A 25331-nucleotide genomic window follows, 5' to 3' on the forward strand; every position below is an offset into this window, starting at 1 on the left:
TTGCGCTATTACTAGGTCTTTAGAACTGGTTCTTAGTTGAATCTTTGCCATTCTTTAATAAAAACAAAGACTTTCACTGTTTTTTCTGAAATTTTCAAAACATTTTACGCCATTTAAAAAATATTCACTTCTTTCCAGTTTGTTCCTCTAGCCACTTCTTCACTTGTTGTTCCGTTTCTTCTCTAGTTCCTTGGTTATCAAACACGATATCTGCTCGTTCTTTTTTCATTTCAATCGGCCATTGGCTAGCAATTCGTTGTTGCGCTTCTTCTTCTGTTAATTGGTTTCGGGCCATCAGACGCTCTTTTTGAATCTTTTCTGGTACATATACCACAGCAACTTGATCCATAATCGCCTCATAATGAGCTTCATAAAGCAGAGGAATATCAACAATAACCAGGGAGGCTTTCTTTTTAGCTTCTTCAATTTGACGTAAAATTTCTTTTCTTAAAAAAGGTTTCAGCGTTTCATTTAACAGCTCTCTTTTTTGAGGACTAGCGAAAATTAATTGTCCTAATTTTTTCCGATCCAATTCACCAGTTGTTAATACTATTTCTGGTCCGAAAGTTTCAACGATTGCGGCTAAGGCTGGTTGCCCTTTTGCAACAATTTCGCGGGCGATAATGTCGCCGTCAACAATTGGATAACCTGCTTTTTTAAAAAGAGCAACAACCGTACTTTTACCTGTCGCAATCCCTCCTGTAATGCCTAAAACTTTTGTCATTTCAATCGACGACCTTTCAATTGTTGGCATTGTGGACAATAATGCGTACCACGTTGTGCCACTTTTGTTTTAACAATTGGCGTACCACAACGATTGCAAGGTAAGCCTGTTTGCCCATAGACATTCAACGCTACTTGAAAAGTCCCTGCTTCTCCTAACGCGTTTAGATAGGTGCGGATGGTGGTTCCACCTGCTTCAACAGCGCGTGCCAAGACGTCAATGATTGCTTGATACAACGTAGCAACTTCCGCAGGTTTTAAGGAATCTGCTGGTTGCTCTGGATGGATTTGCGCTTGCCAAAGTGCTTCATCTACATAAATATTCCCCAAGCCCGTCACTAGCTTTTGATCTAACAGCAATGGCTTAATTGCTTTATGATGCTTTTTCAAGCCTTGTTGAAAAGTAGCTAATTGGAAAACGTCTGGTGTTGGCTCTGGCCCCAAAGCTAAAATCCCTTTATATTGATGACCTTGATTCTTAGGAACCAATGTCATACGCCCAAATTTCCGTACATCTAAATAACGTAATTGCGTGCCATCTGTAAAAGTAAACATTACATGGGTATGTTTGGCAATTTCATCATCAGCCTGATGAAACTCATATTTTCCTTCCATCCGTAAGTGAGAAATCATATCATTATCAGACAATTTAAAAATCAGAAATTTTCCTCTTCGCTCAATCCCTTCAATCGTTTGACCAGCTAATTGACCTTGAAATACATCAACTTCTGGTGATTCAATAATTCTTGGCCAAAAAACAATGACTTCTTGAATGGTTTTTCCTACAACAAGTTTTTCAAGTCCTTTTCGCACTGTTTCTACTTCTGGTAATTCTGGCATTATTTTTGCTCCTTTATATAAAGAGGTCTGAACGCTTAGATATCAACGTCCAGATCCTACTTATCCTTATTTTATTCATCGTTCTTAATGGGTAAGCTATTATTTTGCTTCATACCACGTTTTTCCCCAACTGCTATCGGTGATAAGTGGCACATGTAAGGAAACTGCGTGCTCCATCACTTCTTTGACGAGTTGATTTAATTGTTCTAATTCTGATTCTGGTACTTCAAAAACTAATTCATCGTGCACTTGTAATAACATTGTTGCTTGTAATTTTTCTTCTTTTAAACGACGCGCCATTTCAATCATCGCAATTTTTAAAATATCTGCGGCACTTCCCTGAATCGGTGTATTAATCGCTGTACGTTCAGCGAACGAACGTAGATTAAAGTTTCTTGAATTAATATCACTTAAATAACGACGGCGATGATACAATGTTTCCACATAGCCTTTGTCTTTGGCATCGCGGACAATCTCTTCCATGTACTGTTTCACGCCTGGATATTTTTCAAAATAGGTGTCAATATATTGTTGCGCTTGCTTTCTAGTAATGCCTAAGTTTTGGGACAAGCCATAATCACTGATACCATAGACAATTCCAAAATTCACCGCTTTAGCTTGACGACGCATGTTAGGTGTGACATCTTCTGCTTTTTCAACACCGAAAACTCGCATTGCAGTGCTGGCATGGATATCTTGTCCTTCCACAAACGCTTCTTTTAAATGCTCATCATTAGAAATATGTGCGAGCACACGTAACTCAATTTGAGAGTAATCAGAAGAGAAAATCAACCAATTATCCTCTCTTGGTACGAACGCTTCTCTAATTTTTCGGCCTTCTTCTAAACGGATAGGAATGTTTTGTAAATTGGGATCTACTGAGCTTAATCGTCCTGTTTGGGTCAGTGTTTGTACATACCGAGTATGAATTTTATTATCTGGCTGAATTACTTTTAAGAGTCCTTCAACATAGGTCGATTGAATTTTGGCAATTTGACGATAAGTTAAAATATCTGCCACAATTGGTGCTTGTTCTTTTAGTTGTTCTAAAACATCCACCGCTGTTGAATAACCAGTTTTCGTCTTTTTGATCACAGGTAAGCCCATTTTTTCAAATAAAATAACGCCTAATTGTTTAGGTGAGTTCAAATTAAATTCTTCGCCAGCTTCTGCATAGATTTTTTCTTCGATTTCTTTCAGACGTTCTGAAAATTCTACCTGCATTTCTTTTAAGCGCGTGGCATCAACACGAATTCCAGTTATTTCCATATCGCCTAAAATACGAGAAAGTGGTAATTCCATTTTATAGAATAAATCAGCTTGATTCTTTTCTGTTAATTCGCTATCTAATTTGCTTGTTAAAAATTGAATTGCTTTAATCTTACGTGCTAAGTGACCAAAGAAAACTTCTTCGTCCTCTGGCAAGCCTTTTTTGGCCCCTTTTCCATAAATGGCTTCATCAGATTGAATCGCATCATATCCGTAATGTTGTGCTACGCCTTCAATATCCGCGTTATTGTCATTGGTATCAAGTAAATAAGCAGCCAATAAAACATCAAAGGCAATCCCTGTCATTTTTCCTACATAGCGATTTAACGCAACATATGTCCGTTTTGCATCGTAGACATTTTTTTTACATGTCTCATCCATCAACCAGTCGATAAATGGCTGACTTTCAAAAACAGCTAAATTATTCGTGGTATAAATCTTCTTGTTATTGCCCCAAGCAAGGCCGACAATCGGTGACGTATGATAGTTATCTTCCATCATCTCAACATAAAGAGCCATATCGTCTGTAAACATTTCATTGGTTAACTGATCTTCGACTACTTCAAATAAAATATCTTCCATTTCAACAGGTTCTTCTGTAATGTCCAACTTAGCTAAAAATTGTTTAAAGTCCATTTCTTTATAAAAAGGAACCAATTTTTCTAAGTTTTTTCCTTCATATGCCAAGTCTTCCACATTGACTTCGACTGGTGCATTGACTTCAATTGTCGCTAAACGTTTAGAAAGAAAGGCTTGCTCTTTATCATTAATCAAGTTTTCTTTCATTTTGCTTTTTTTCATTTCATCAATATTCTCATAAACCCCTTCAACTGAGCCATATTGTTTTAACAGCTTAATCGCGGTTTTCTCACCGATTTTCGTTACACCTGGAATATTATCCGACGTGTCGCCAGCCAACCCTTTCATATCAATAATTTGCTTAGGCGTTAACCCATCATATTTTTCAGCAATATGCTCAGGCGTATATGATTCAATATCGCTAACTCCTTTAACAGTGATATCTACTTTGACAGTGTCCGTCGCTAATTGTGTCAAATCTCGGTCCCCTGATAACACGACAACATCAAATTCATCTTTATCAACTTTGTTGGCTAATGTACCAATAATATCATCTGCTTCATAGTTAGGTAGTTCATAATATTTTACGCCTAAACCTTCTAAAAGTTCACGAATATACGGCATTTGTTCTTTAAATTCCCCCGGTGTTTTTGAACGTCCGGCTTTATATTCTGAATAAAATTCTGTTCTGAATGTGGTTTTCCCTGCATCAAAAGCGACTAAAACATGAGTAGGCATTTCTTTTTGCATTACATTTTCAAACATATTGTTAAATGCATAAATAGCATTTGTATGCAAGCCGTTCTTATTTTTGAATCGTTCTAATGAGTTATGTAGCGCAAAAAATGCACGAAAGGCTACACTGTTTCCATCAACGAGTAATAATTTTTTTTTGGTCATTTTTTTCCCCTCATCTTTAGCAAACTAGTTTCCTTTCTATTTTAACAAAAAACTACAGAATTTGCAGTAGACGGCGATTGCAGAATGAAAGAAAAAGGTATTTGACATAGTTCCTTAGTGACAACTATATCAAATACCAAAATCAATCAGCAATACACGCTGGATCTTCACAAGTATGAAAATCTTTTTACGGCAAAACATTTCCCGCTGCACGATAAATATCGTACCAATCTTCGCGACTAATCACAATGTCTGCTGCTTTAGCAATTTCTTCAATTCTACCAAGATTCATACTTCCTGCGATGACTTGCATATTAGCAGGGTGGCGCAGAATCCAGCTGCTGGCTAAACCAGTTGGCGTTGTTTGATATTTTTCAGCCAATTCGCTTAATTTTTGATTTAACTCAGGGAATTTTTCATTTCCAATAAAGACACCTTCAAAATAACCATATTGGTACGGTGACCATGCTTGAATAGTCATTTGTTTCAACCGTGAATAATCTAAAATACCATGATCATAATCAATGCTTCCTGATATTTCCATATTTGTTTGTAAGCCTTGATCCACCATGCCAGTATGCTTGATGCCAAATTGTAATTGATTAGCTAATAATGGTTGTTTAACAGCTGTTTTTAAAAGTTCAATTTGTCCTGGCGTTTGGTTACTTACACCAAAATAGCGAACTTTCCCTTGTTTTTCTAATAAATGAAAAGCTTCAGCTACTTCTTCTGGTTCCACTAAAGTATCTGGACGATGCAACAATAATGCATCGACTGAATCTACACCTAAACGCTGTAAACTCCCTTCGACCGCTTCTAAAATATGTGCTTTCGAAAAGTCAAAAAAGCCTTGACGAATTCCACATTTTGTTTGTATAAAAATATCTTCACGACGAATGGTACTTTCTTTTAAGGCCTTACCAAAAATGGTTTCGCAGTCGCCGCCACCATAAATGTCGGCGTGATCAAAAAATGTAATGCCATGATCATAAGCAGTTTCAATTACCTGTTGAGGATTTTCAGCACCATTTAAGCGCATACATCCTAAGATAACCGAAGAAACTGTTTCATCACTTGTACCAAATTGCAGTTGTTTCATTTTAATATCCTCCTCATCCATTCCTCTTACTTCTTCATTTTAACACTATTTAGACAAAATTGGACTTCTTACGGTAGATTCGCTTCGACTTTTTCAAAAAAAGCAGGAGATAATTCCTCTGGCAAATAAACCACTGTCTTAGAAGAAAGCGCTACGTTCATCTGAAACAAATGATTGACAATTAAGAGGTGTGCTTGGTGAAGTTGATACGTTGGTTTTCCATGAATAATTGTAATATTCTTTTTTTCACTGAAATAGCTTTTTATAGATTGCCCCAACGCTTGTTCCTTTTCTGGAGGAAAGTCCGTCAATAGGCAAATAATATATTTTTTTTCATATAAAATCGGGTCAAATAAATCTAGGATGTGATAAAAATAGCAACTCGTCAATTCCCTTTCTTTTACTGAAGTAAAGACTGGATACAGGCGTTTTAAAAGCCTAATTAGTTTCTGTAATCTGTGCCAAGTTTGCTGATAACGTACAGCGAGTGTTTGTTCCTGTTTATGAGCTGGCAACCATGCTTGTCCGTCTAATAAACTATTCATATGCGTACTTAAAAATCGACATAAATGAATTTCTTGATAGTTAAAATGATGTTGTGTAAAATTTCTCCTAATTTCTTTCATAATAAAAATAGCTGTTTTTAAGCATAAACTTTCTATTTTCATTTGCTCATGAATAAAATACTTTCGCGCTCTCTTGCCAAAACAACCACCAAAATGTGCTTCAAGAATCACAAATAACGCTTTTTGTTCTTTAAGAGACATAAAAGAAGTGCTCAACACTTCCACACGAAATAAATAAAAAAAAGCACTTGTTTGTTGAAATAAATTAGCATTTGGTACTGAAATTTCATGCCCGCCTCGGTATCGTCTCTCCCAAATATAAATTAGCCAACTAAGATGATTCTGTTGTGCTACATTTAAATCCAACTCAAAAAAGGTAATGATTTTCCGAGTCATTTCTCTGTTTTCTTCCAGACAGCTTTCTTGAAAAAACAAATAAAAACAAAGGATTAACTGTCGAATTTGCCATTCATTGCCAGTTAAATCGTAATGTTTTTGACGTACAATAATATCAAAATTAACTAGCCAACGTCGAATATTAGAAAGTTTCTTCCGAAGAGTTGATTCCTGTAATCCCAATACCTGGGTCAATTGCGCATAATTGATTCGCTCTTCAATTAGACAACGTAAAATATAAAATTCGGGAATAAAATAACAAAATTTTTGTCTAAATCGAGCCAAGCCACAAACGCATAATTCACGATATTTTACAATTCCTTTGGTCGTTGTATAAATCTTACAAAGCCCTTCTATCTTAAACGTTTTCTGCTTTTTTTCAAAACGTTGAATGTAACAATGGATGGTTTTGTCGCTCACCTTTAGTTTTTCTGCAGCCATCAAAACAGAAAATGTCTGCTCTTGTTGCAGTAAATCCAACAATTCCAACATATTTTTATGTTCAAAAGACAATAATTCCTTGAAATCCATATATCGTCCCCTTTCACTCCCTTGTTATAAGAATACGTCAAATAAGGCAAAAATTTTTTTAAGAAGAAAAAAATAGAGAACAAAAAGTATTGATTACTTTCCGCTCTCTACAATTATATCGAATTATTTTTTTGAAATATGCAGTGTCATAGCATTTGCTGCTACAATAATTGTACTTAATGACATCAAGACAGCACCTACAGCTGGATTTAAAACAATCCCAATTGGTGCAAGAACCCCAGCCGCTAAAGGAATGGCGACAATATTGTACCCAGCTCCCCACCAAAGATTTTGGATCATTTTACGTCGTGTTTGTTTGGCTAAATCTAAGAACCTTAAAATATCTTTAGGATCACTATCCGTCAGTACAACATCTGCCGAATCAATTGCTACATCTGTACCAGCGCCTATCGCAATGCCGATTGAAGCACGGGCTAAACTTGGTGCATCATTAATACCGTCTCCTACCATCATGACCTGATGCCCTTCAGTAAGATATTGTTGTACAATTTTTTCTTTATCTTCTGGTAAGAGCTCTGCGTAGTATTCCTTCATTCCTAAATAATTAGCAACTGCACTGGCAGCTGTTTGATTATCCCCTGTTAACATGACTGGCGTAATTCCTTGCGCTTGTAACTCTGCAATAAATGTTTTAGCTTCTGGTTTGACTTTATCTCCTAAAGCAAGCAGTGCGACTAATTGACCAGCGATGATTAAATAGCTCAAGGTGTTTCCTTGCTCTTGATAGTTTGTTTTAATTGTTTCATCGAAGGTTAACTGTAACCGTGCAACTTCTTTTTCATTGACTATTTTGACTTCTTGGTTTTGAACAGTAGCAACCAGTCCTACGCCTGATAAAGCTTGCAGATTATGGGCTTCATAAGGTTGAACGGCTTGTTTATTTAAATAGTTCATGATCCCAATTGCCAACGGATGGTTTGCATTTTTTTCTAATGCTCCAATATATTTAAGTGCTTCTTCTCTAGTGAATTGCTTACTCATTAATTCTAAGCCAGTAACTGTAAATTGTCCTTCTGTTAAAGTACCAGTTTTATCCAGCAACACATATTCAACCTTATTGGCTTGTTCTAATGCGTTCCGATTTTTTAAAAGTAAGCCATTTTTAGCAGCAATGGAGGTACTTCTAGCAATCACTAAAGGAATTGCTAAGCCTAACGCATGGGGACAGGCAATAATAAAAACTGTAACCATTCGTTCAAATGCTAGCGACAAATCTTTCGTTACGAGTAACCAACCGATAAATGCTAACACACCTACGAATAAGGCAATATAGAATAACCACTTGGCTACACGGTCTGAAATGGATTCTAGTTTTGATTTTTCCGATTGCGCTTGTTTAACCATCTCCATAACTTTTGACAGGTAACTATTTTCACCCGTGCCAGTTACCGAAATTTCAATCATTCCGTTGCCATTGACAGCTCCACCAATCACGGAGTCGCCAATGTTTTTTTCTACTGTTTTTGATTCCCCTGTAACCATCGATTCGTCGACTGTTGTGCTTCCTTTCAAAATTTTACCGTCTGTCGGAATTTTATCTCCCGAACGAACAATCAAGCGATCGCCTTCTTGAACATCTTGCAAAGGAATTTCTTCTTCCCCATGTTCAGTCATTCGTTTGACTGTGTCAGGTAACAGTTCAGCCATTTTTTTCAAGGCATCACCAGCATTAGAAATAGCATTCATTTCAATCCAATGGCCTAAAAGCATAATAACAATCAGAGTGGCTAATTCCCAGAAAAAGTCCATCACGTGGGCCTGATTCGTAAAATGATTCATGTAAAACGCATATAAGCTGTAAAAATATGATACCGAAATCCCCATCGCAATTAACGTCATCATTGCTGGACTCTTTTGCTGTAGTTCCATTTTAGCGCCACTTAAAAATGGTTGTCCACCATAAAAAAATAGCACAGTTGCTAAAATTAAGACCAACCAATCAGAACCTGGAAAAGTAAATTGAAAAGGTAATTGAAAACCCATCATTGGTGAAAGAACAATAATCGGAATAGCTAAAATCAATGACAGCCAGAATTTTTGTTTAAAATTCCCCATATGCATTGAATGATCCATTCCCTTCATTCCTTCATGTTGGTGTGACATAGCCATTTGTTCATGCGCCATATCATGATTCATGTGATTCATTTTATCGTGGGACATTGTTGGCTGTTTTTCCTGGTGTTGTTCATGATTATGTTTTGCTGACATATGATCCCTTCTCTTCTTAAGTATTTTCATCTTAAGCATAGCACAAGATGAAAATTGTTAGAAATAATTACTTTTTTTAGTTTAGAAAAAAAAAGAGCCGAATTTTGCGTATGTATATTTTAAGAACACCTTATCCTCATATTTATTACAAAAGGAGTGTTTCAATGAAAATTACTACAAAGCAAGTCGGGGCACGCATGCGTGAAGCTCGAAAAAAGAAGAAGTACACTTTACGTTATTTAGCCAATAAAATTGGTTTATCTAGTGGAAGTACAATTAGTAACTGGGAACTAGGTTTGAATTTACCCAATAAACGATACTTAAAAAAAATCGCTAAAGCCTGCGATACAACAGTAGATTGGCTACTTTATGGTGATTTCGATCGATTTGTGCGCCAGCTATTAAAAGAAAATTTTCAAAATAAACAACTGCTAAAACCACCTTTTTTTACTCAGTTGATGGGACGTTTATCTGAAGAACAGCTATCCTATCACGATTCCTTAAAAATTATGATTCAAGCGCAAAAGTTACAGCAGTCCTTTTATGCTTTTCCTTTAACAGTAGAAGCCCCCTCTCATTCCCAAGAGAGTATTTCTATTTATGATCCAACAACTGCAGAAGAACAGTCTGACCAATCTTATTATCATCCGTTTATTTTGTCAGAACTCCATGAATTATTTACACATTCTCAAAATCCAGAATTGGATTATTCTCTGATTATCGCTTTTCTTCCTTTGTTAAAAGTAAATCAATTAACTGAACCACAAAAAGAAGTCTTACTGGCTATCTTTAAGCGGATGAATTCCTTTAAAGACCAAACGCTTTTAAATGAATTCTTTGTGGAATTACAGTATTTACTCTGATTCTACAAAAAAGATTGAGCCATGTATCTCAAGGACTTAGGCTCAATCTTTTAGTTAAATTTCTTCTATTTATGAACGATTCTTTCGTTCGACTAAGTGCGTTTTCCGTTGTGGGCCAATGATTAAAGGAACGGATTCATATTTGACTTCACTGTATTCCAAGCCAAACCAACTTTCAGGAGAGGTAGTTAAGTTTTTGATAGCTAATTTTGCCTGCATAATTTGTCGATCCCATTTTTTCAGTTCAGAAACGTTAGATAATTCTTCTTGAATTAATACAAATTGGAAATCGCCAACTTCTCTCCCTGGCGTTAATGAATAACGTTGTGGCTGTTTTGGCAAGCGGCCTGTTTTCATCAAGTCATGAACAATTTGTCTTAAATATACATTCACTTCTTGAGAAATATGGAAGCCTAAATATAGCTGAACTTGCACAATAAAATCAGTTCCTAACATATCAACAGAATACTCTTGAGTAAAGGGTTCATCTGTTACCTGAACATTAACAAACCAATAAACATTCGCTCGTTTTGGTTGTTTGTCCAAAATCGAATAAATAATATTACGATTAATTTCGCCGTCCACTCGATCGGAGGTTAAAAAGACCACGTTGGTTTGATACATTGGTACAGATGTATCTTCTTTCAAAGCTTTAAGTTGTGGTACATATTTTTCCAACGACACTTGTTCCGCCGTCGCTTCCTTAATCTCGTTGCCGCGTTCCCAAATAATCATGATGCATAACAAGAAGACTGCCATTCCCACAGCAACATATCCACCATGGAAAAACTTCGCAGCACTTGAAAAGAAAAAGACAACTTCAATGGCAGCAAAGAACAAGGAAATTAGATACGCAGACCAAGCTGGAATTTTATCCAAAAGATAAAACAACAATAAAATGGTTGTCATTAACATCGTAATCGTAATCGATAGACCATACGCAGCTTCCATGTGTGTCGATGTTCTAAAAGCCAGCACGATTGCTGAACAAGCTAACCACAAAATTAAATTTACCGCTGGAATATACATTTGACCGATATTGCTCCCAGGATAAATAATTTTAAGTCTTGGTAATAACTTCAATTTAATCGCTTCAGAAACTAAAGTATACGAACCTGATATTAACGCTTGCGAAGCAATCACTGCGGCGATTGTTGCAAAAACAACGCCAAATACGAGAATACCTTGTGGAATCATTTGGAAAAATGGGTTAATTTCAGCTAATGCCTGCATTTCAGGGTTTTCTTTGACCGTTAACAACCACGCAGCTTGCCCTAAATAATTAAGAATCAAACAAATCTTAATATACGGCCAGCTAATGCGGATATTCATTTTTCCTACATGCCCTAAATCAGAATATAAAGCTTCAGCACCAGTTGTAGCCAAGAAAATATTCCCTAAAATAAATAGACCTAATTTATTTTCTGGACTGACTAGTAATTGCAAAGCATAATATGGATTTAATGCACGAATAACCGTCCAATCTTGGCTAAAATTCATTAAACCAATGATGCCTAAAAAAGTAAACCACAAGAACATAATCGGCCCAAAAGCTTTCCCGACCAATTCTGTTCCAAATCGTTGAACAGAAAAAAGAATTAAAATAATCGTCAACGTAATAACCACTATAATCGTTTGGTCATTGCCAAAACGTTCAAAAAATGCCGGAATCCCCCGTAAGCCTTCAATCGCTGTCGTCACTGTCACAGCTGGGGTCAAAACGCCATCAGCCAGTAAAGCGGCGCCGCCAATCATTGCGGGAATAATCAAATACTTACTTTTTTTACGAACCAATGTATAAAGAGAGAAAATCCCACCTTCTCCATGGTTATCAGCATTTAAAGCAATAACAACATATTTAATCGTGGTTAAGATAGTCAATGTCCAAAAAATTAATGAGACCGAACCTAAAATAAACGATTCAGAGACCCGTGCCAAGCCACCATTATCTCCTACAATGGCTTTCATTACATATAAAGGGCTCGTTCCAATATCTCCATAGACAACGCCCATGGCAACTAAGATCCCTGCCATCGTAAATTTCCGACGATCAAACCCCTCTGCTTTGTGTAACACAATACTTTCCTCCTACAAAAGAAATGACTTCGTTTAGTTTAACCAACAGCTCCATAAAAACTTTTAAAACTCTTTATTATATAACGTTTTATATATCTTTTTCATTAGTCAAAAAGCGCTTTTTGACTAACGATGCTACTCACTATAATACGTTTTAAATCGTTTAGCAAGTCTTTTTATTAGAGAATGTTCATCTTAGATAAGAAACCCACCTATTTTGAAAAAAGGAAAATCAAAAATAAGAGCGTGGGACAAAAATCACTTTGGATTTTTGCTCCACGCTCAAAAACTGATAAACGGCGGGAACAGAAGCAACTCCTTCTTATTTCTCGGAGTTAAACGCTTCTGTCCCGACCTCTTGCTAACTATTAAGATAATTCCCTGAACAAAAGTAGCTTCTTTTATTCCTGTTAAATTTAAATCACTTCTTCTTCCTCTTCAACTTCAGAGAAATGGAACTTAATCATTTCATTGACGAAAATTGGCACAAAGGATAGGAAAATTGCTAACATCCAATGATTTAAACTAATATGCACTAATCCAAATAGTTCTTGTGTGAATGGTAATAAAGCAATGGTTGTGGTAATTAATAATGCTAAAACGACCATTTCAAAGAGCGACTTGTTGCTTGATAATTTTACACGGAAAACAGAGTTCGCACTACGAACATTAAAGACATGTAAGATAGAGGAATAAGCTAAGATTAAAAATGCCACTGTTTGTCCAACTTCATAGCTGTTTGAAACATAGGCTGAAACACCTGGTACAAAGGCACCTAGGTAAAAACCAAACAAAGTAATGACTGTGAACACTGCTGCATTAATCCCAATCTTTTGCCATAAGCCTCGTGCAAAAATCCCTTCGTTTTTAGGGATTGGTGCCTCATCCATAATTCCTTTTTCCGCTGGTTCTTTTCCTAATGCAAAACCAGGTAACCCATCTGCGACCACGTTAACAAACAACAGTTGAACTGCAGTAAATGGCGCACCCCAACCAAGTAACATGGCAATTAAAACAATAAAAATCTCAGAAATATTACAGCTTAACAAGAAGTTAATGGCTTTACGAATATTTCGGTACACGGCACGTCCTTGCGCAACCGCATCAACAATAGTTGCAAAGTTATCGTCCGTCAAAATCATATCTGAAGCGCCTTGGGCCACATCTGTTCCAGTAATCCCCATTGCGCAACCGACATCACTAGCTTTCAAGGCTGGCGCATCATTCACGCCATCTCCAGTCATTGCTACAACAGCGCCAGAACGTTGCCATGATTGAACAATTCGAATTTTATCTTCAGGGGTTACACGTGCATAAACGGATAAATCTTTAACCCGTTTATCTAATTCTTCATCACTCATTTTTTTCAGTTCTGAACCAGATAAGGCTTCACTTTTATCTTTTAAAATTCCTAATTCTTTAGCAATTGCACTGGCTGTTACCACGTGATCGCCAGTAATCATCACTGTTTTAATTCCAGCTTTTTTCGCACGAGCAATGGCGCCCTTACTTTCTGGACGTGGTGGATCAATCATGCCAATTAAGCCTAACAAGCGAAGATTTTTTTCCAAAGCCTCCGATGTAATTTCCTTGGGTGGTTCATCATATACGGCATAACCGACAGCAATAACTCGTAACGCTCGTTTTCCGAAACGATCATTAACAATAGCCGCTTGATCGACATCTCCGAAACCAAAACGAGGTAGTAACACATCAAAGGCTCCTTTAGTAATTGAGATGTACTTTTTCCCCCATTGATGGACCGTAGTCATCATTTTTCGTTCTGAATCAAAGGGAATTTCACCAATACGAGGATATTTTTCTTCAAGTTCTTCTTTCGTATGATAATTTTCTTCGACAGCACGAACAATTGCCGCTTCTGTCGGATTCCCTGTAACAGTTAGTTCATCGCCTTCTTTTTCCACAATGACATCTGTACATAAAGCAGCCATTTTCAGTACTTCCATAGCTTCATCGGTCATGGCATCTTCCGTATCCGTTACTTCATCACCACGATGCCATACTCGGCGGACGCGCATTTTATTTTGTGTCAGTGTTCCTGTCTTATCAGAACAGATAACATTCGCAGTTCCTAGCGTTTCTACTGCTGGCAATCGACGAATAATCGCATGTTTCTTAGCCATTTTTTGAACACCATATGCTAAGGTTAACGTTACAATCACGGTTAGTGTTTCTGGCACAGCTGCCACCGCTAAGGAAACGGCTGTCATAAACATTTCAAGAAGCGGTTCTCCTTGCAGTTCACCAATAATGAAAACAATTGCTGCAGCCCCTAAGGCTAACAAACTAATACGTTTGCCTAATTGATTCAAGCGTTTTTGTAATGGTGTTTTTTGCTGATCGCTGTTATTCAGTAACCCAGCAATTTTACCCATTTCTGTATTCATTCCTGTTGCAGTTACTACTGCTCGTCCGCGGCCATTCACAACGGTACAGCCTTTGAAAATCATATTTATTTGATCTCCTAAGCCATCATCGTCATGCCCCACGTATGTAGGATCTTTTTCAACAGGTTCACTTTCACCTGTTAGTGCTGACTCTTCTACGCGCATTTGAGAAGCTTGAATAAGTCGTGCATCGGCTGTAATCATTGAACCAGCTTCAAGAACTAGAACATCTCCTACTACTAGTTCTTCAGCATCGACTTCGATTACCTTGCCATCTCGTAAGACTGCACTACTTTGCTTGTTCATGTCTTGTAAAGCCGCCAGAGATTTTTCAGCATTTCCTTCTTGAACAATGGCTAAAACAGCATTGATAATCACAATTGCAATAATTAAGATTCCTTCAAAATATTCGCCATGTTCTGTTACGATTGCTGTATAAAACGAAATTGCCGCAGCAACTAATAAAATAATCGTCGTAAAATCAGATAAACTGTGAATGAATTTCTTTAACACAGAATCCTTCTTAGCCTCTTCAAATTGATTGCGGCCATTTTCTTTCAGCCGTTGTTGGGCCTCTTGTTGTGTTAAACCAGTTTCAGTATTGACTGAAACTTCTTTTGTGACAGTATCGACAGATTGCTTGTAAGCTTCCATCCTATTCCCCCTCTAATTTTTTCTTCCTATATAATAGTGTCTCTATTAAATATAACATGATTTTTTTTGAACACGCAACTTTTTTCATCTTTGGCTTAGCGTTCTCTCATATGTATGAAAAAAACTGGTATTTTCGTTGTTGCTACAGCAATGTTTCTATTTGATTATGGGAATTTTATGAAAAAGGAAACGAATTCAGCCAAAAAGCAATGGACATTTTTTTCATTTTGTCTGATAAAAAAATAGTTTATTTCTATATATTCAACACAAAAACAACAAAAAATACAATGTTATTTAGTTCGCACAATTATTTATTTTACATGTTATAAAATAACCAGAAAAATATTATATTTAATCTTATTAATAAGTGTTATAACTTGCAAACGCTTCCAAAAGGTGCTATTCTTTAAGTGTAAGGAGGACATGCAAATCAATTGGTTGAAGATTTTCTCAGTAGATAAAAATCGGTAAACTCAAAGTTGTTAGAATTGCAAGATTCACCTGTAAACAATACGTGTAGAGTAATTGTTAGTGATAACTCGTATCGGAAAATAGGGAAAGGTTATAGAAGGATGGAGTTTCTATAAAGCATTTACCCTATCTGTTATCACCTAACGCAAGTTATCCACCATCCAAGCGTCGAAACTGTATGAAAACAAGGTTTTAGTTTCACCACATCACGTTCACCTTTTGCTTTACATGTATCGCGAAATGTAAACACTTATTCAACCAATTGATGTCTTCCCATTAACAAGGCCGAGCTTAAATTTAAGCTCGGTTTTTTCTTTTAGGCAATAAAATATATTTGTATCAAATAATCATATGTGTTATATTCAAGGTGCACATTCTATTTTATCTTCTTTTAAAGGAGGGAATGCTATGCGAAAAAAGAAAAAATCTTCGTTTGAAAGTTCAATTCATGTTTATCGTGCTATGGCTCGTATGACTCAGCAAGATTTGGCCAATCGAGTCGGTGTCTCTCGACAAACAATTATTCAACTGGAACGAAACAAGTACAATCCTTCATTACTTCTTGCGCATGACATCGCGAACGTCTTTGGCGTAACCATTGATGATGTGTTCACCTTCAAAGAAACACTGAATGACGATGTAGAACAAGAAGCCTAAACAGTATAAGCTGTACTTAACAAGACAATTTTTCTGATTGTACTTGGAGTTGCCGAGGTACAACTTAGTACCGGCAATACGAAGAAAGCACTTCTTCGTATTGTTGTTTCAATAATTAATCTTTGCTTACATAAAAAAAGAACGGCGCAACCGTGGTTGCGTCGTTCTTTTTATTCTAAGATTGTCTACTAAGCATTTTTGCTCTAGTAGCGTTTTGGTTTCTAACTTTATTATTTACAGGGGAAGAAAAAATAAAGCACACCTTTACTGTGATTCCAAAAATCACGTGTTTATCATAATATATTTTTGTTTCAATCCCAAGTATTCTGCTCACAAAGTGTCGCTTATTTAATAAACATTGCATCGCCAAAACTAAAGAAACGATATTTTTCCTCAATAGCATGTTGGTAAGCAGCCAATGTTAAGTCTTTTCCTGCAAAGGCACTCACAAGCATCACTAACGTAGATTTTGGTAAATGGAAGTTCGTTGAAAAAGCCTCTACGACTTTAAATTGATACCCTGGTGTGATAAAAATATCGGTCCAGCCACTGTCAGCCTGGATTTCACCATTAAATTTTGTGCCAATTGTTTCCAACGTACGAATAGAAGTTGTTCCAACCGCAACAATCCGACCGCCTGCTTGGCGCACTTCATTTAATTGCTTAGCCGCTTCTTCAGTTAAACGATAGAATTCGCTATGCATATGATGTTCTTCTATATTATCAACGCTCACGGGACGGAATGTTCCTAAACCGACATGTAAAGTTAAATAAACGAGATGAACACCTTTTGCTTTGATCTCTTCTAATAGTTCTTTTGTAAAATGCAAACCCGCTGTTGGTGCTGCAGCTGAACCATTTTCTTCAGCATAAACCGTTTGATAACGATCTGGGTCATCTAAGCGTTCTTTGATATATGGCGGCAATGGCATTTCTCCTAACGATTCTAAAATTTCTAAGAAAATACCATCATATTTAAATTCAATGATTCGACCACCATGTTCCAACTCTTCTTTAACTACCGCTTTTAGGCGACCATCGCCAAATTGAATTTCCGTGCCGACTTTTGCACGTTTCGCGGGTTTAATCAAGGTTTCCCATGTATCGCCTTCTGTATTTGTTAAAAGTAAAACTTCCAAATGACCGCCTGTTTCAGGTTTTTCTCCATATAAACGGGCCGGCAGTACCCGTGTATTATTCATGACTAATGCATCCCCAGGCTGTAATTCATCAAGAATATCATGGAAATGTTTATCCTCCATGTCCCCTGTTTCTTTATTTACAACTAATAATCGTGAACTAGCGCGATCTTTTAGTGGGGTTTGAGCAATTAATTCTTCTGGTAAATCAAAATCAAAATCTTCTGTACTTAGCATTTCCGTCACTCTTTCTACTAGTTTTTATCTTGGTTATTCTAACACTTTTTCTTGTTTCTGGCTATGTCAGCCTTCTGAATCAAACTAAATAGTTGTCAAAAAATGTCAGAAGCACTATACTTACTTTAAGTAAGTATACATAGTTATTTAGAGGAGGAACTCAAAATGCATGCTCAATTTCATCATGTTTCACTATTAGCGCGTCATGGTCAAGAAAACCAATCATTCTATACAAAATTGTTAGGCTTACGCTTTGTCAAAAATACCGTAAATCAAGACAACAATCGCATGCCTCATTATTTTTATGGCGATTATCAAGGCACACCGGGAAGCTTAGTAACTTTTTTTATCGTGCCCTTATTAGGCAACCGCTATGAAGAAAAAAATTATTTAGCCACGATTGGCTTAAAAATTCCCCAAAACAGCCTTTCCTTTTGGGAACAACGTTTAACAGAAAACAAAATTCCATTTAATAAAAAAGAAAAGAGCCTACATTTCAGTGATCCAGATGATACGCATATTATCCTGACAGAAGTTCCTGAAAATCCATTAAAAGAAACACTCGTTGTTTCTAACGACATTCCAGCAGCGGTTCAAATTATCGGTTTAGCCTCTACTGAATTTCATGTACCAGATTCTGAAAAAACCTTGGCCTTTTTTGAAACATTTCTTGGTTGGCAAGCAGTTGGCAATACGATTATTTTAAGTGAGACGGAAAGCCTTTCTGTTCATCAAACAACGTCGGATAAAACAAGCCGAATGGGGCGTGGCAGTATGGATCATATTGCTTTTTCTGTGGCTGATGATGAAGCATTACAAGAACTACACACGCGCGCTTTAGCGCAAGGCTGGGAGATTGAAATGTATGTAAGTCGTGGATATTTTAAAAGTTTATACATTCGTGAACCAGGCGGGAATCGGGTTGAATTTGCTACTTTGGCTCCTGGCTTTACATTGGATGAGCCTCTGGAACATTTAGGGGAAACGTTGGCTTTACCGCCTTTTTTAGAACCAAAACGGACTGCAATTGAAGCCAACCTCTACAAAGACATGTAACCAACGCTTTAGAAAACAACGGAAGACGGACGTAATAATCGGTGACAAAATTACGTCCGTCTCTCTTCCCCTATGTTTGAATGTTTGAACAAGAGAATAAAAAATGACCTTCAGATTTTTCTGAACGTCATTGCACATTCCATAAAAAGCATCCTTCGTTCTTCCACTTCTTACTTCTTAAAAAAACTGGTAATTTTTTCAAAAATTCAGTAAAATAAAAGTGATCAATGGTTTCCATTGATTGAACGGGCAACTTGATGGTCCACTTGCACAGGTGACTATTCAAGGCTTCGTGATTTAGTTGCCGCTAAATCATGAAGCGCCTTTTTTTATTTTATTCCCTTGTTCTCTTTCCATTCTAATGAAAAACTCAGCTCCCGTCAACTTGCTACAAAGGACACTTTTCTTTGTTATAGCGGCTTTTCCCCCTTCTCAGAACACTCTTTTTAACATCTTGTTTCGTTCAGACAACTTTTACTAAACAATAGTTATCTTTTCTTTTTTTTAGAACGAATTAAAAAAATTTTACCGCCTTCTTTTTCCCATTAAAAATAGATTACATTTGTCGAAATCGCATTTTTATAGCATACTAGTAATAAGATACATTTTCAAAATATTTAGTTGAGGTGAGTAAGTTGATAGAATTTCAGCATGTATCAAAATTTTATAAAGGCGGAAAAGTCGCCGTTGATGACATTAATTTGTCTTTCGATAAAGGTGAATTTATCTGCTTCATCGGAACAAGTGGTAGTGGAAAAACAACATCAATGCGGATGCTTAACCGCATGACCGACCCTTCAAAAGGAAAAATTTTAATTGATGGCCAAGATATTCAAAAAATCAATCCTGTAGAGCTACGTCGCCAAATTGGCTATGTCATTCAAAATATCGGCTTGATGCCTCACATGACCATTCGTGAAAATATCGTTTTAGTGCCTAAATTATTAAAAGTACCTGTGGAAGAACGCAATAAGATAGCCGAAAAAATGATTGATTTGGTTGAGTTACCACGAGAAATGTTGGACCGCTATCCCAATGAACTTTCTGGCGGACAACAACAAAGAATCGGCGTTGTGCGGGCTTTAGCTGCCAATCAAGATATTATTCTAATGGATGAACCTTTTGGTGCTTTAGATCCTATCACCCGTGATTCATTACAAGATTTAGTGAAAGATTTGCAAGAACGTTTAGGAAAAACTATTGTCTTTGTTACCCATGATATGGATGAAGCGTTGAAATTAGCAAATAAAATTGCCATTATGAGCGAAGGCAAAGTGATTCAATTTGACACACCAGATAATATTTTACGTCATCCAGCCAATGAATTTGTAGAAGAACTCATCGGAGAAGATCGCTTATTACAAGCCAAACCTGATTTCACCACAGTGGATGAAGTCATGTTAAATTCAGCAATTACTATCACGCCGGAAAAATCTTTACAAGAAGCGATTAAATTGATGCGTGAAAAACGGGTTGATACCTTATTAGTTGTTGATAATTCCCATGTGCTTAAAGGCTTTATCGATGTTGAAACATTAGATCAGCAACGTGGCAAAGCTTCTAGTGTTGGTGATATCTTGAATAAAGATGTCTTCTTTGTTCAAAAAACCGCTCTTTTACGTGATGCTTTACAAAGAATCTTAAAACGTGGCTTAAAATATGTGCCAGTCGTTGATGAACAAAAACGAGTGGTGGGCATCTTAACACGTGCTTCCCTTGTTGACATTGTTTATGATGTTATCTGGGGCGATGAAACAACGATTAGTGAAGCTGTAGAAGCAAAACAAAGCGAGTCCGAAACTGATAAAGAGGAGGCGTAAGCAATGAGTAGCTTCTTTCAAGAATATGGATCAGAAATGATTTCAAAAAGTATTGAACATATTTATATTTCATTCTTTGCACTTTTATTAGGGGTCGCTATCGCTGTACCCGTTGGCGTTTGGTTAACACGTTTGCCCAAAGTAGCCAATATTGTCATTGGTTTAACAAGTGCCTTACAAACGGTTCCTTCGTTGGCTTTATTAGCTTTGATGATTCCAATTTTTGGTGTCGGCAAAACACCCGCTATTATCGCGCTATTCATCTATTCCCTTCTACCTATTTTAAGAAACACGTATATCGGAATGAAAAATGTCGATGAAAATTACCGAGATGTTGCTAAAGGCATGGGCATGACCAATTTACAGTCTATTTTTAGTGTTGAATTACCCATTGCCATGCCAACAATTATGGCCGGCATTCGTTTAGCTGCTGTCTATGTCATTGCTTGGGCTACACTGGCTTCTTATATTGGTGCAGGTGGTCTTGGTGATATGATTTTCAGTGGATTAAATAACTATCAGCCAGAATTAATCTTTGGCGGGACTATTCCAGTAACTATTTTAGCGCTTTTAGCAGATGTTCTTCTTGGATTATTAGAAAATCGTTTAACGCCAAAAGCTTTAAGGGAGGGCGAATAATGATGAAAAAGAAACTCAAGTTAAGCTTACTCTTCTTAAGCAGTTTACTTTTATTGGCAGGTTGTTCTTTACCTGGTCTCGCTTCAACTTCTGATGATAACACTGTTGCCATTACAGGTGGGATTACTTCAGAAGCGCAAATTTTAGGGAGCATTGTAGCGGATATGGTTGAGCATTACACAGATAAAAAAACAAATGTGATTAACAACTTAGCCACTACGACCATCAATCACCAAGCAATGTTAAACGGAGATGCCTCAATTTCTGCAGCTCGTTATACTGGTACTGACGTGACCACTACGCTTGGCTTACCAGCGGAAAAAGACCCTAAAAAAGCGTTCAATCTAGTTCAATCAGAATTTGAAAAACGTTATCAACAAACTTGGTTCCCTTCATATGGGTTTGAAAATACTTATGTATTCTTAGTTACAAAAGAAACGGCTGAGAAATACAATTTAAAAACAGTCAGTGATTTAGGGAAAGTCGCAGACAAATTAGTTGCTGGTGTCGATACTGCGTGGATCACACGTGAAGGCGACGGTTATGAAGGCTTTAAAAAGGAATACAACTTCCAATTTAAATCTATTTTACCAATGCAAATTGGCTTGGTGTACGATGCAGTCAACGCTGGAAAAATGGACGTCATCTTAGGTTACTCAACAGATGGCCGGATTGGTAGTTACGATTTAGTCATGTTAAAAGATGACAAGCGCTTCTTCCCGCCTTATGATGCCGCTCCTGTGGTTAGTGACAAATTATTAAAAGAAACGCCGGAAATCAAAGATGTATTAAATCGCTTAGATGGTAAAATTTCTACTAAAAAAATGCAAGAATTGAACTATCAAGCAGATAATGATTTAATTGAACCTGCGGTCGTAGCCGAACGTTTCTTAAAAGAAAATAACTATTTTGAGGGGGAGTAACAGATGAATAATATGAATTTATTCCAACAATTTATCTACTATTTCCAACAAAATGGCGGCTACGTCTTTCAACAATTTTTACGTCACTTTTTAATTTCGATTTATGGCGTAATCTTTGCTGCAATTGTCGGGATTCCTATCGGGATTATGATTTCACGTAAACGTAGCTTAGCCAACTGGATTATCCGTTTAGCGAACATTATCCAAACAGTACCAGCTTTGGCAATGCTTTCGATTTTAATGTTGGGGATGGGCTTAGGCGTCAACACGGTAGTTGTAACAGTCTTCCTTTATTCTCTCCTACCAATTATCAAGAATACGTACACTGGCATGATTCAAGTGGATCGCAATATTTTAGATGTTGGTAAAGGAATGGGTATGACAAAAGTACAACTTCTTTATATGGTCGAGTTACCTTTATCTGTTTCAGTAATCATGGCAGGTATTCGAAATGCGTTAGTCGTCGCAATCGGGATTACTGCGATTGGTGCTTTCGTTGGTGCTGGTGGTTTAGGGGATATTATTATTCGTGGAACCAATGCCACAGATGGTGCTTCTATTATTTTAGTCGGTGCCTTACCAACGGCCTTTATGGCGATTATCACAGATTGGGTTCTAGGGATTATTGAACGGCGTTTAGACCCAGCTAGCAAACATTCCAATTAATAAAAAATGCAGAGCAGATCCAACATTGTTTCTTTTCAATGGGATCTGTTCTTTTATCTAGGAGATTAATAATGTCTAACTATACTATTATCGATTTAAACCAACAACCACACTTAATTCCGTCAGCTGCTCAATGGTTTAGCCAAAAGTGGCAAATCCCCGCTGAAGCGTATCAAGCAAGTATGCAGGAAATGCTAACTAGCGAAAACCACGTACCACATTGGTGGGTCTGCTTGAATAAACAGCAGGACATCGTTGCAGGCGTGGGCGTAATTGATAATGACTTCCACAATCGTGCAGACCTTACACCAAACCTTTGTGCATTGTATGTCGAACCAACATTTCGTCACCAAGGCTTAGCAGGAATTCTTTTAACAACAGTTGGTGATTCTCTTGCTAATTCTGGATTTAAAAAGCTTTATTTGCTCACAGACCATACTACTTTTTATGAAAGATATGACTGGGAATTTTTGACAATGGTAACCACCGAAGAGCAGTCTTGCGCTAGAATTTATCAAAAACAATTACGTCAATAAAAAAATCTGCCATCAAAAGATGGCAGACTTTTTTATTTATTTTTTCAAGTGATAACTATAGGTAGCCACAATAATATTTTCCCGCCACGCTAAACGAATCCGCAAGCGTAAACTTGTTTGGTTATGCAAAATATTTTGCCAACGTTTATTCGGTACAAATTGTGGTACTAAAACTGTTGTACTGTAGTTATGCTTCGTGGCATTTTTACTAACCAAATCAACATAACGTAAGATAGGGTTTTGCAGTGAACGATACGAAGAGTGGACAATTGATAGACGAACGTCCGGGAAGTGTTTTTTAAACTCTTCCTGAATTTCTTTTTCCTTCTCAACGTTTTCATCCATTGAGACATGCATGGCAACGACATAATCGCCAATGGAACGCGCATAATTCAAGGCGCCGACATTTGCCTTGGTTACGTTCCCTACTAGAACAATAACTGTATTCCCATCAAACTCATGCAACTGTGCCCCATCTTCTAAACGTAGCTGTTCCGCCACATTCTTATAGTGAGTATTGACCCGATAAAATGCATAAATCAACACTGGCATAATAATAAAGAACGGCCAGATGTCCCCTAATCGATAAATAAACAAAATGGCGATAATCGCGAAAGAGATAAAGGCGCCGACAATATTAGCAATTGATTTTGGCAACCAATTTTTAGTTTCTTTTCGCCATTTTACAACCATCCCCGATTGAGACAAAGCAAACGGAATAAACACACCAATTGAATACAATGGGATTAAACGTTCTGTGGAACCTTGGAAAATCAATAATAAAACAATGGAACCAGCAGCTAAAGTTAAAATACCATTTGAATAGCCTAAACGGTCGCCACGATCCATATACATATGCGGCATAAACTTATCTTTAGCTAAGTTATAAGCCAAAACTGGAAAGGCTGAGAATCCTGTGTTAGCGGCAACCGCTAAAATTAAGGCTGTCGCAAACTGTAATAAATAATATAAAATATTTTGACCAAAGACCGCTTTCCCAATTTGTGAAAGAACTGTCACTTCTTCTTTTGGCACAATCCCATACCAATAGTTAATAAATGTAATCCCCACGAAGAAGAACCCTAAAATCGTTGCCATTAACGCTAACGTCCCAGCAGCATTTTTTGCTCGTGGTTTCTTAAAGAATGGCACTGCATTACTGATTGCTTCGACCCCTGTTAAGGAAGAAGAACCAGATGAAAAAGCCCGTAAAACTAAGGCAATAGAAATTCCTGGAACCACGGCTCCTGGTAAAGCTGTCGCATTTAATGGCTGTACGCCAGTCACAATTTTAAATAGTCCAACAACAATCAGTAAGGTAATAATTGCGATAAAACTATACACTGGCAACATTAAGAACGAAGCAGATTCTCTCAGGCCCCTCAAGTTCATTAAGGTAATCAATATCACAATCCCAATAGAAATTGCTACTTGATGACCATATAACGCTGGAATCGCCGATATAATCGCCTCTGCGCCCGCTGAAACTGAAACGGCTACTGTTAGCATATAATCGACTAACAACGAACCACCAGCCAATAAACCTGCATTTCTGCCGAGGTTTTCACTACTAACAACGTATGCGCCGCCGCCATGCGGATACGCATGAATAATTTGTCGGTACGACAATGTTAAAGAAATAAGTAAAATAATAACAAATGCAGCAATTGGCAATGAATACCAAATCGCAGCCGCCGACAAAGTAACCAGAACCACCACTATTTGTTCTGTACCATACGCAATGGATGAAAGTGCATCAGAAGATAACAACGCAAGCGCTGCAAATCTGCTTAATTTATGTTCATCATTTTCGGCTGATTTCAATGGTTTCCCAATGAACAGTCGTTTTAAATCCGCCATTTTTTTCGACTCCTTTTCTCTAGAGTGACCCGCTCACTTTTTTCATTATTTTTTATCAAACAAATCCATATGCTACGCTTCTCACAATGAAAAGTCAATTGATTTTTGTTACTGAAAAAGATAAAAAAATCACCATCTTTTTTTAATCAGACACTCATTTACAGTCCCCCGCTTCTCTTATCTTATCAAGAGAA

Annotated in this window: 18 protein-coding genes; 8 read left to right on the forward strand and 10 right to left on the reverse strand. The window is 37.1% G+C overall.

All coding sequences use genetic code 11. From position 1 onward, the window contains the following. Positions 1 to 124: 124 nt before the first annotated feature. From coaE to AB3I34_RS05515, 6 genes are all read right to left on the reverse strand, one after another. Positions 125 to 724, reverse strand: coding sequence for a dephospho-CoA kinase (gene coaE / locus AB3I34_RS05490; RefSeq protein WP_002358808.1), 600 nt, complete (start codon positions 722 to 724; stop codon positions 125 to 127). Continuing rightward, positions 721 to 1563, reverse strand: coding sequence for a DNA-formamidopyrimidine glycosylase (mutM, locus tag AB3I34_RS05495; RefSeq protein ID WP_002355756.1), 843 nt, complete (start codon positions 1561 to 1563; stop codon positions 721 to 723). The genes coaE and mutM overlap by 4 nt, the downstream gene beginning before the upstream one ends. A 99-nt stretch (positions 1564 to 1662) precedes the next feature. Beyond that, entirely contained in the window at positions 1663 to 4311 is a 2649-nt protein-coding gene (gene polA / locus AB3I34_RS05500) for a DNA polymerase I (protein ID WP_085444099.1), read from the reverse strand. A 187-nt stretch (positions 4312 to 4498) separates the two neighbouring features. Beyond that, the gene (locus AB3I34_RS05505) at positions 4499 to 5410 is read right to left on the reverse strand and encodes an aldo/keto reductase family oxidoreductase (RefSeq protein WP_002355754.1); all 912 of its coding nucleotides are present in this window, start codon (positions 5408 to 5410) and stop codon (positions 4499 to 4501) included. Between the two features lie 68 nt (positions 5411 to 5478). Beyond that, positions 5479 to 6903, reverse strand: coding sequence for a helix-turn-helix domain-containing protein (locus AB3I34_RS05510; RefSeq protein WP_010712078.1), 1425 nt, complete (start codon positions 6901 to 6903; stop codon positions 5479 to 5481). Between the two features lie 123 nt (positions 6904 to 7026). Then, complete coding sequence (locus AB3I34_RS05515; RefSeq protein WP_002361337.1) at positions 7027 to 9171, reverse strand: heavy metal translocating P-type ATPase; 2145 nt, start codon at positions 9169 to 9171, stop codon at positions 7027 to 7029. Between the two features lie 125 nt (positions 9172 to 9296). On the opposite strand from AB3I34_RS05515, the gene AB3I34_RS05520 reads away from it, so the two are divergent. After that, on the forward strand, positions 9297 to 9995 hold the full coding sequence (locus AB3I34_RS05520) for a helix-turn-helix domain-containing protein (RefSeq protein WP_010712077.1): 699 nt from the start codon (positions 9297 to 9299) through the stop codon (positions 9993 to 9995). Positions 9996 to 10064: 69 nt separating this feature from the next. Here AB3I34_RS05520 and AB3I34_RS05525 read toward each other — a convergent pair whose 3' ends face one another. Together AB3I34_RS05525 and AB3I34_RS05530 are read right to left on the reverse strand one after the other, a co-directional pair. Continuing rightward, entirely contained in the window at positions 10065 to 12071 is a 2007-nt protein-coding gene (locus AB3I34_RS05525) for a KUP/HAK/KT family potassium transporter (protein WP_010712076.1), read from the reverse strand. 416 nt (positions 12072 to 12487) lie between these two features. Beyond that, positions 12488 to 15133: a calcium-translocating P-type ATPase, PMCA-type gene (locus AB3I34_RS05530; protein ID WP_002355749.1), complete on the reverse strand. Its 2646-nt coding sequence runs from the start codon at positions 15131 to 15133 to the stop codon at positions 12488 to 12490. 822 nt (positions 15134 to 15955) lie between these two features. Between AB3I34_RS05530 and AB3I34_RS05535 the strand changes: the two genes are divergently transcribed. Further along, on the forward strand, positions 15956 to 16261 hold the full coding sequence (locus AB3I34_RS05535; protein WP_002355748.1) for a helix-turn-helix transcriptional regulator: 306 nt from the start codon (positions 15956 to 15958) through the stop codon (positions 16259 to 16261). A gap of 344 nt (positions 16262 to 16605) precedes the next feature. Here AB3I34_RS05535 and queA read toward each other — a convergent pair whose 3' ends face one another. Continuing rightward, positions 16606 to 17637: a tRNA preQ1(34) S-adenosylmethionine ribosyltransferase-isomerase QueA gene (gene queA / locus AB3I34_RS05540; protein WP_002355747.1), complete on the reverse strand. Its 1032-nt coding sequence runs from the start codon at positions 17635 to 17637 to the stop codon at positions 16606 to 16608. A 165-nt stretch (positions 17638 to 17802) separates the two neighbouring features. Between queA and AB3I34_RS05545 the strand changes: the two genes are divergently transcribed. The 6 genes from AB3I34_RS05545 to AB3I34_RS05570 all read left to right on the forward strand — a co-directional run bounded on the left by AB3I34_RS05545 (position 17803) and on the right by AB3I34_RS05570 (position 23277). Continuing rightward, positions 17803 to 18693: a ring-cleaving dioxygenase gene (locus AB3I34_RS05545; protein WP_010712075.1), complete on the forward strand. Its 891-nt coding sequence runs from the start codon at positions 17803 to 17805 to the stop codon at positions 18691 to 18693. Positions 18694 to 19319: 626 nt separating this feature from the next. Continuing rightward, positions 19320 to 20513 carry a betaine/proline/choline family ABC transporter ATP-binding protein gene (locus AB3I34_RS05550; RefSeq protein WP_002355745.1) on the forward strand — a complete coding sequence of 398 codons (1194 nt, stop codon included), beginning with the start codon at positions 19320 to 19322 and terminating at the stop codon, positions 20511 to 20513. Between the two features lie 3 nt (positions 20514 to 20516). Continuing rightward, on the forward strand, positions 20517 to 21152 hold the full coding sequence (locus tag AB3I34_RS05555; RefSeq protein WP_002355744.1) for an ABC transporter permease: 636 nt from the start codon (positions 20517 to 20519) through the stop codon (positions 21150 to 21152). 2 nt (positions 21153 to 21154) lie between these two features. Next, a complete protein-coding gene (locus tag AB3I34_RS05560; RefSeq protein WP_002355743.1) occupies positions 21155 to 22075 on the forward strand; it encodes an osmoprotectant ABC transporter substrate-binding protein in 921 nt (306 codons plus the stop codon). Between the two features lie 3 nt (positions 22076 to 22078). Continuing rightward, positions 22079 to 22741 (forward strand): ABC transporter permease, encoded by a 663-nt coding sequence (locus AB3I34_RS05565; protein ID WP_002363261.1) that lies wholly within the window; start codon positions 22079 to 22081, stop codon positions 22739 to 22741. A 71-nt stretch (positions 22742 to 22812) separates the two neighbouring features. Continuing rightward, positions 22813 to 23277, forward strand: coding sequence for a GNAT family N-acetyltransferase (locus AB3I34_RS05570; RefSeq protein WP_010712074.1), 465 nt, complete (start codon positions 22813 to 22815; stop codon positions 23275 to 23277). A gap of 36 nt (positions 23278 to 23313) precedes the next feature. Here the strand turns inward: AB3I34_RS05570 and AB3I34_RS05575 are convergent, their stop codons facing one another. Beyond that, positions 23314 to 25137: an APC family permease gene (locus AB3I34_RS05575; RefSeq protein WP_002409014.1), complete on the reverse strand. Its 1824-nt coding sequence runs from the start codon at positions 25135 to 25137 to the stop codon at positions 23314 to 23316. Positions 25138 to 25331 lie beyond the last annotated feature (194 nt).

This window comes from Enterococcus sp. C102(2024), from assembly GCF_040888205.1.
Taxonomy (GTDB): Bacteria; Bacillota; Bacilli; order Lactobacillales; family Enterococcaceae; genus Enterococcus; species Enterococcus faecalis.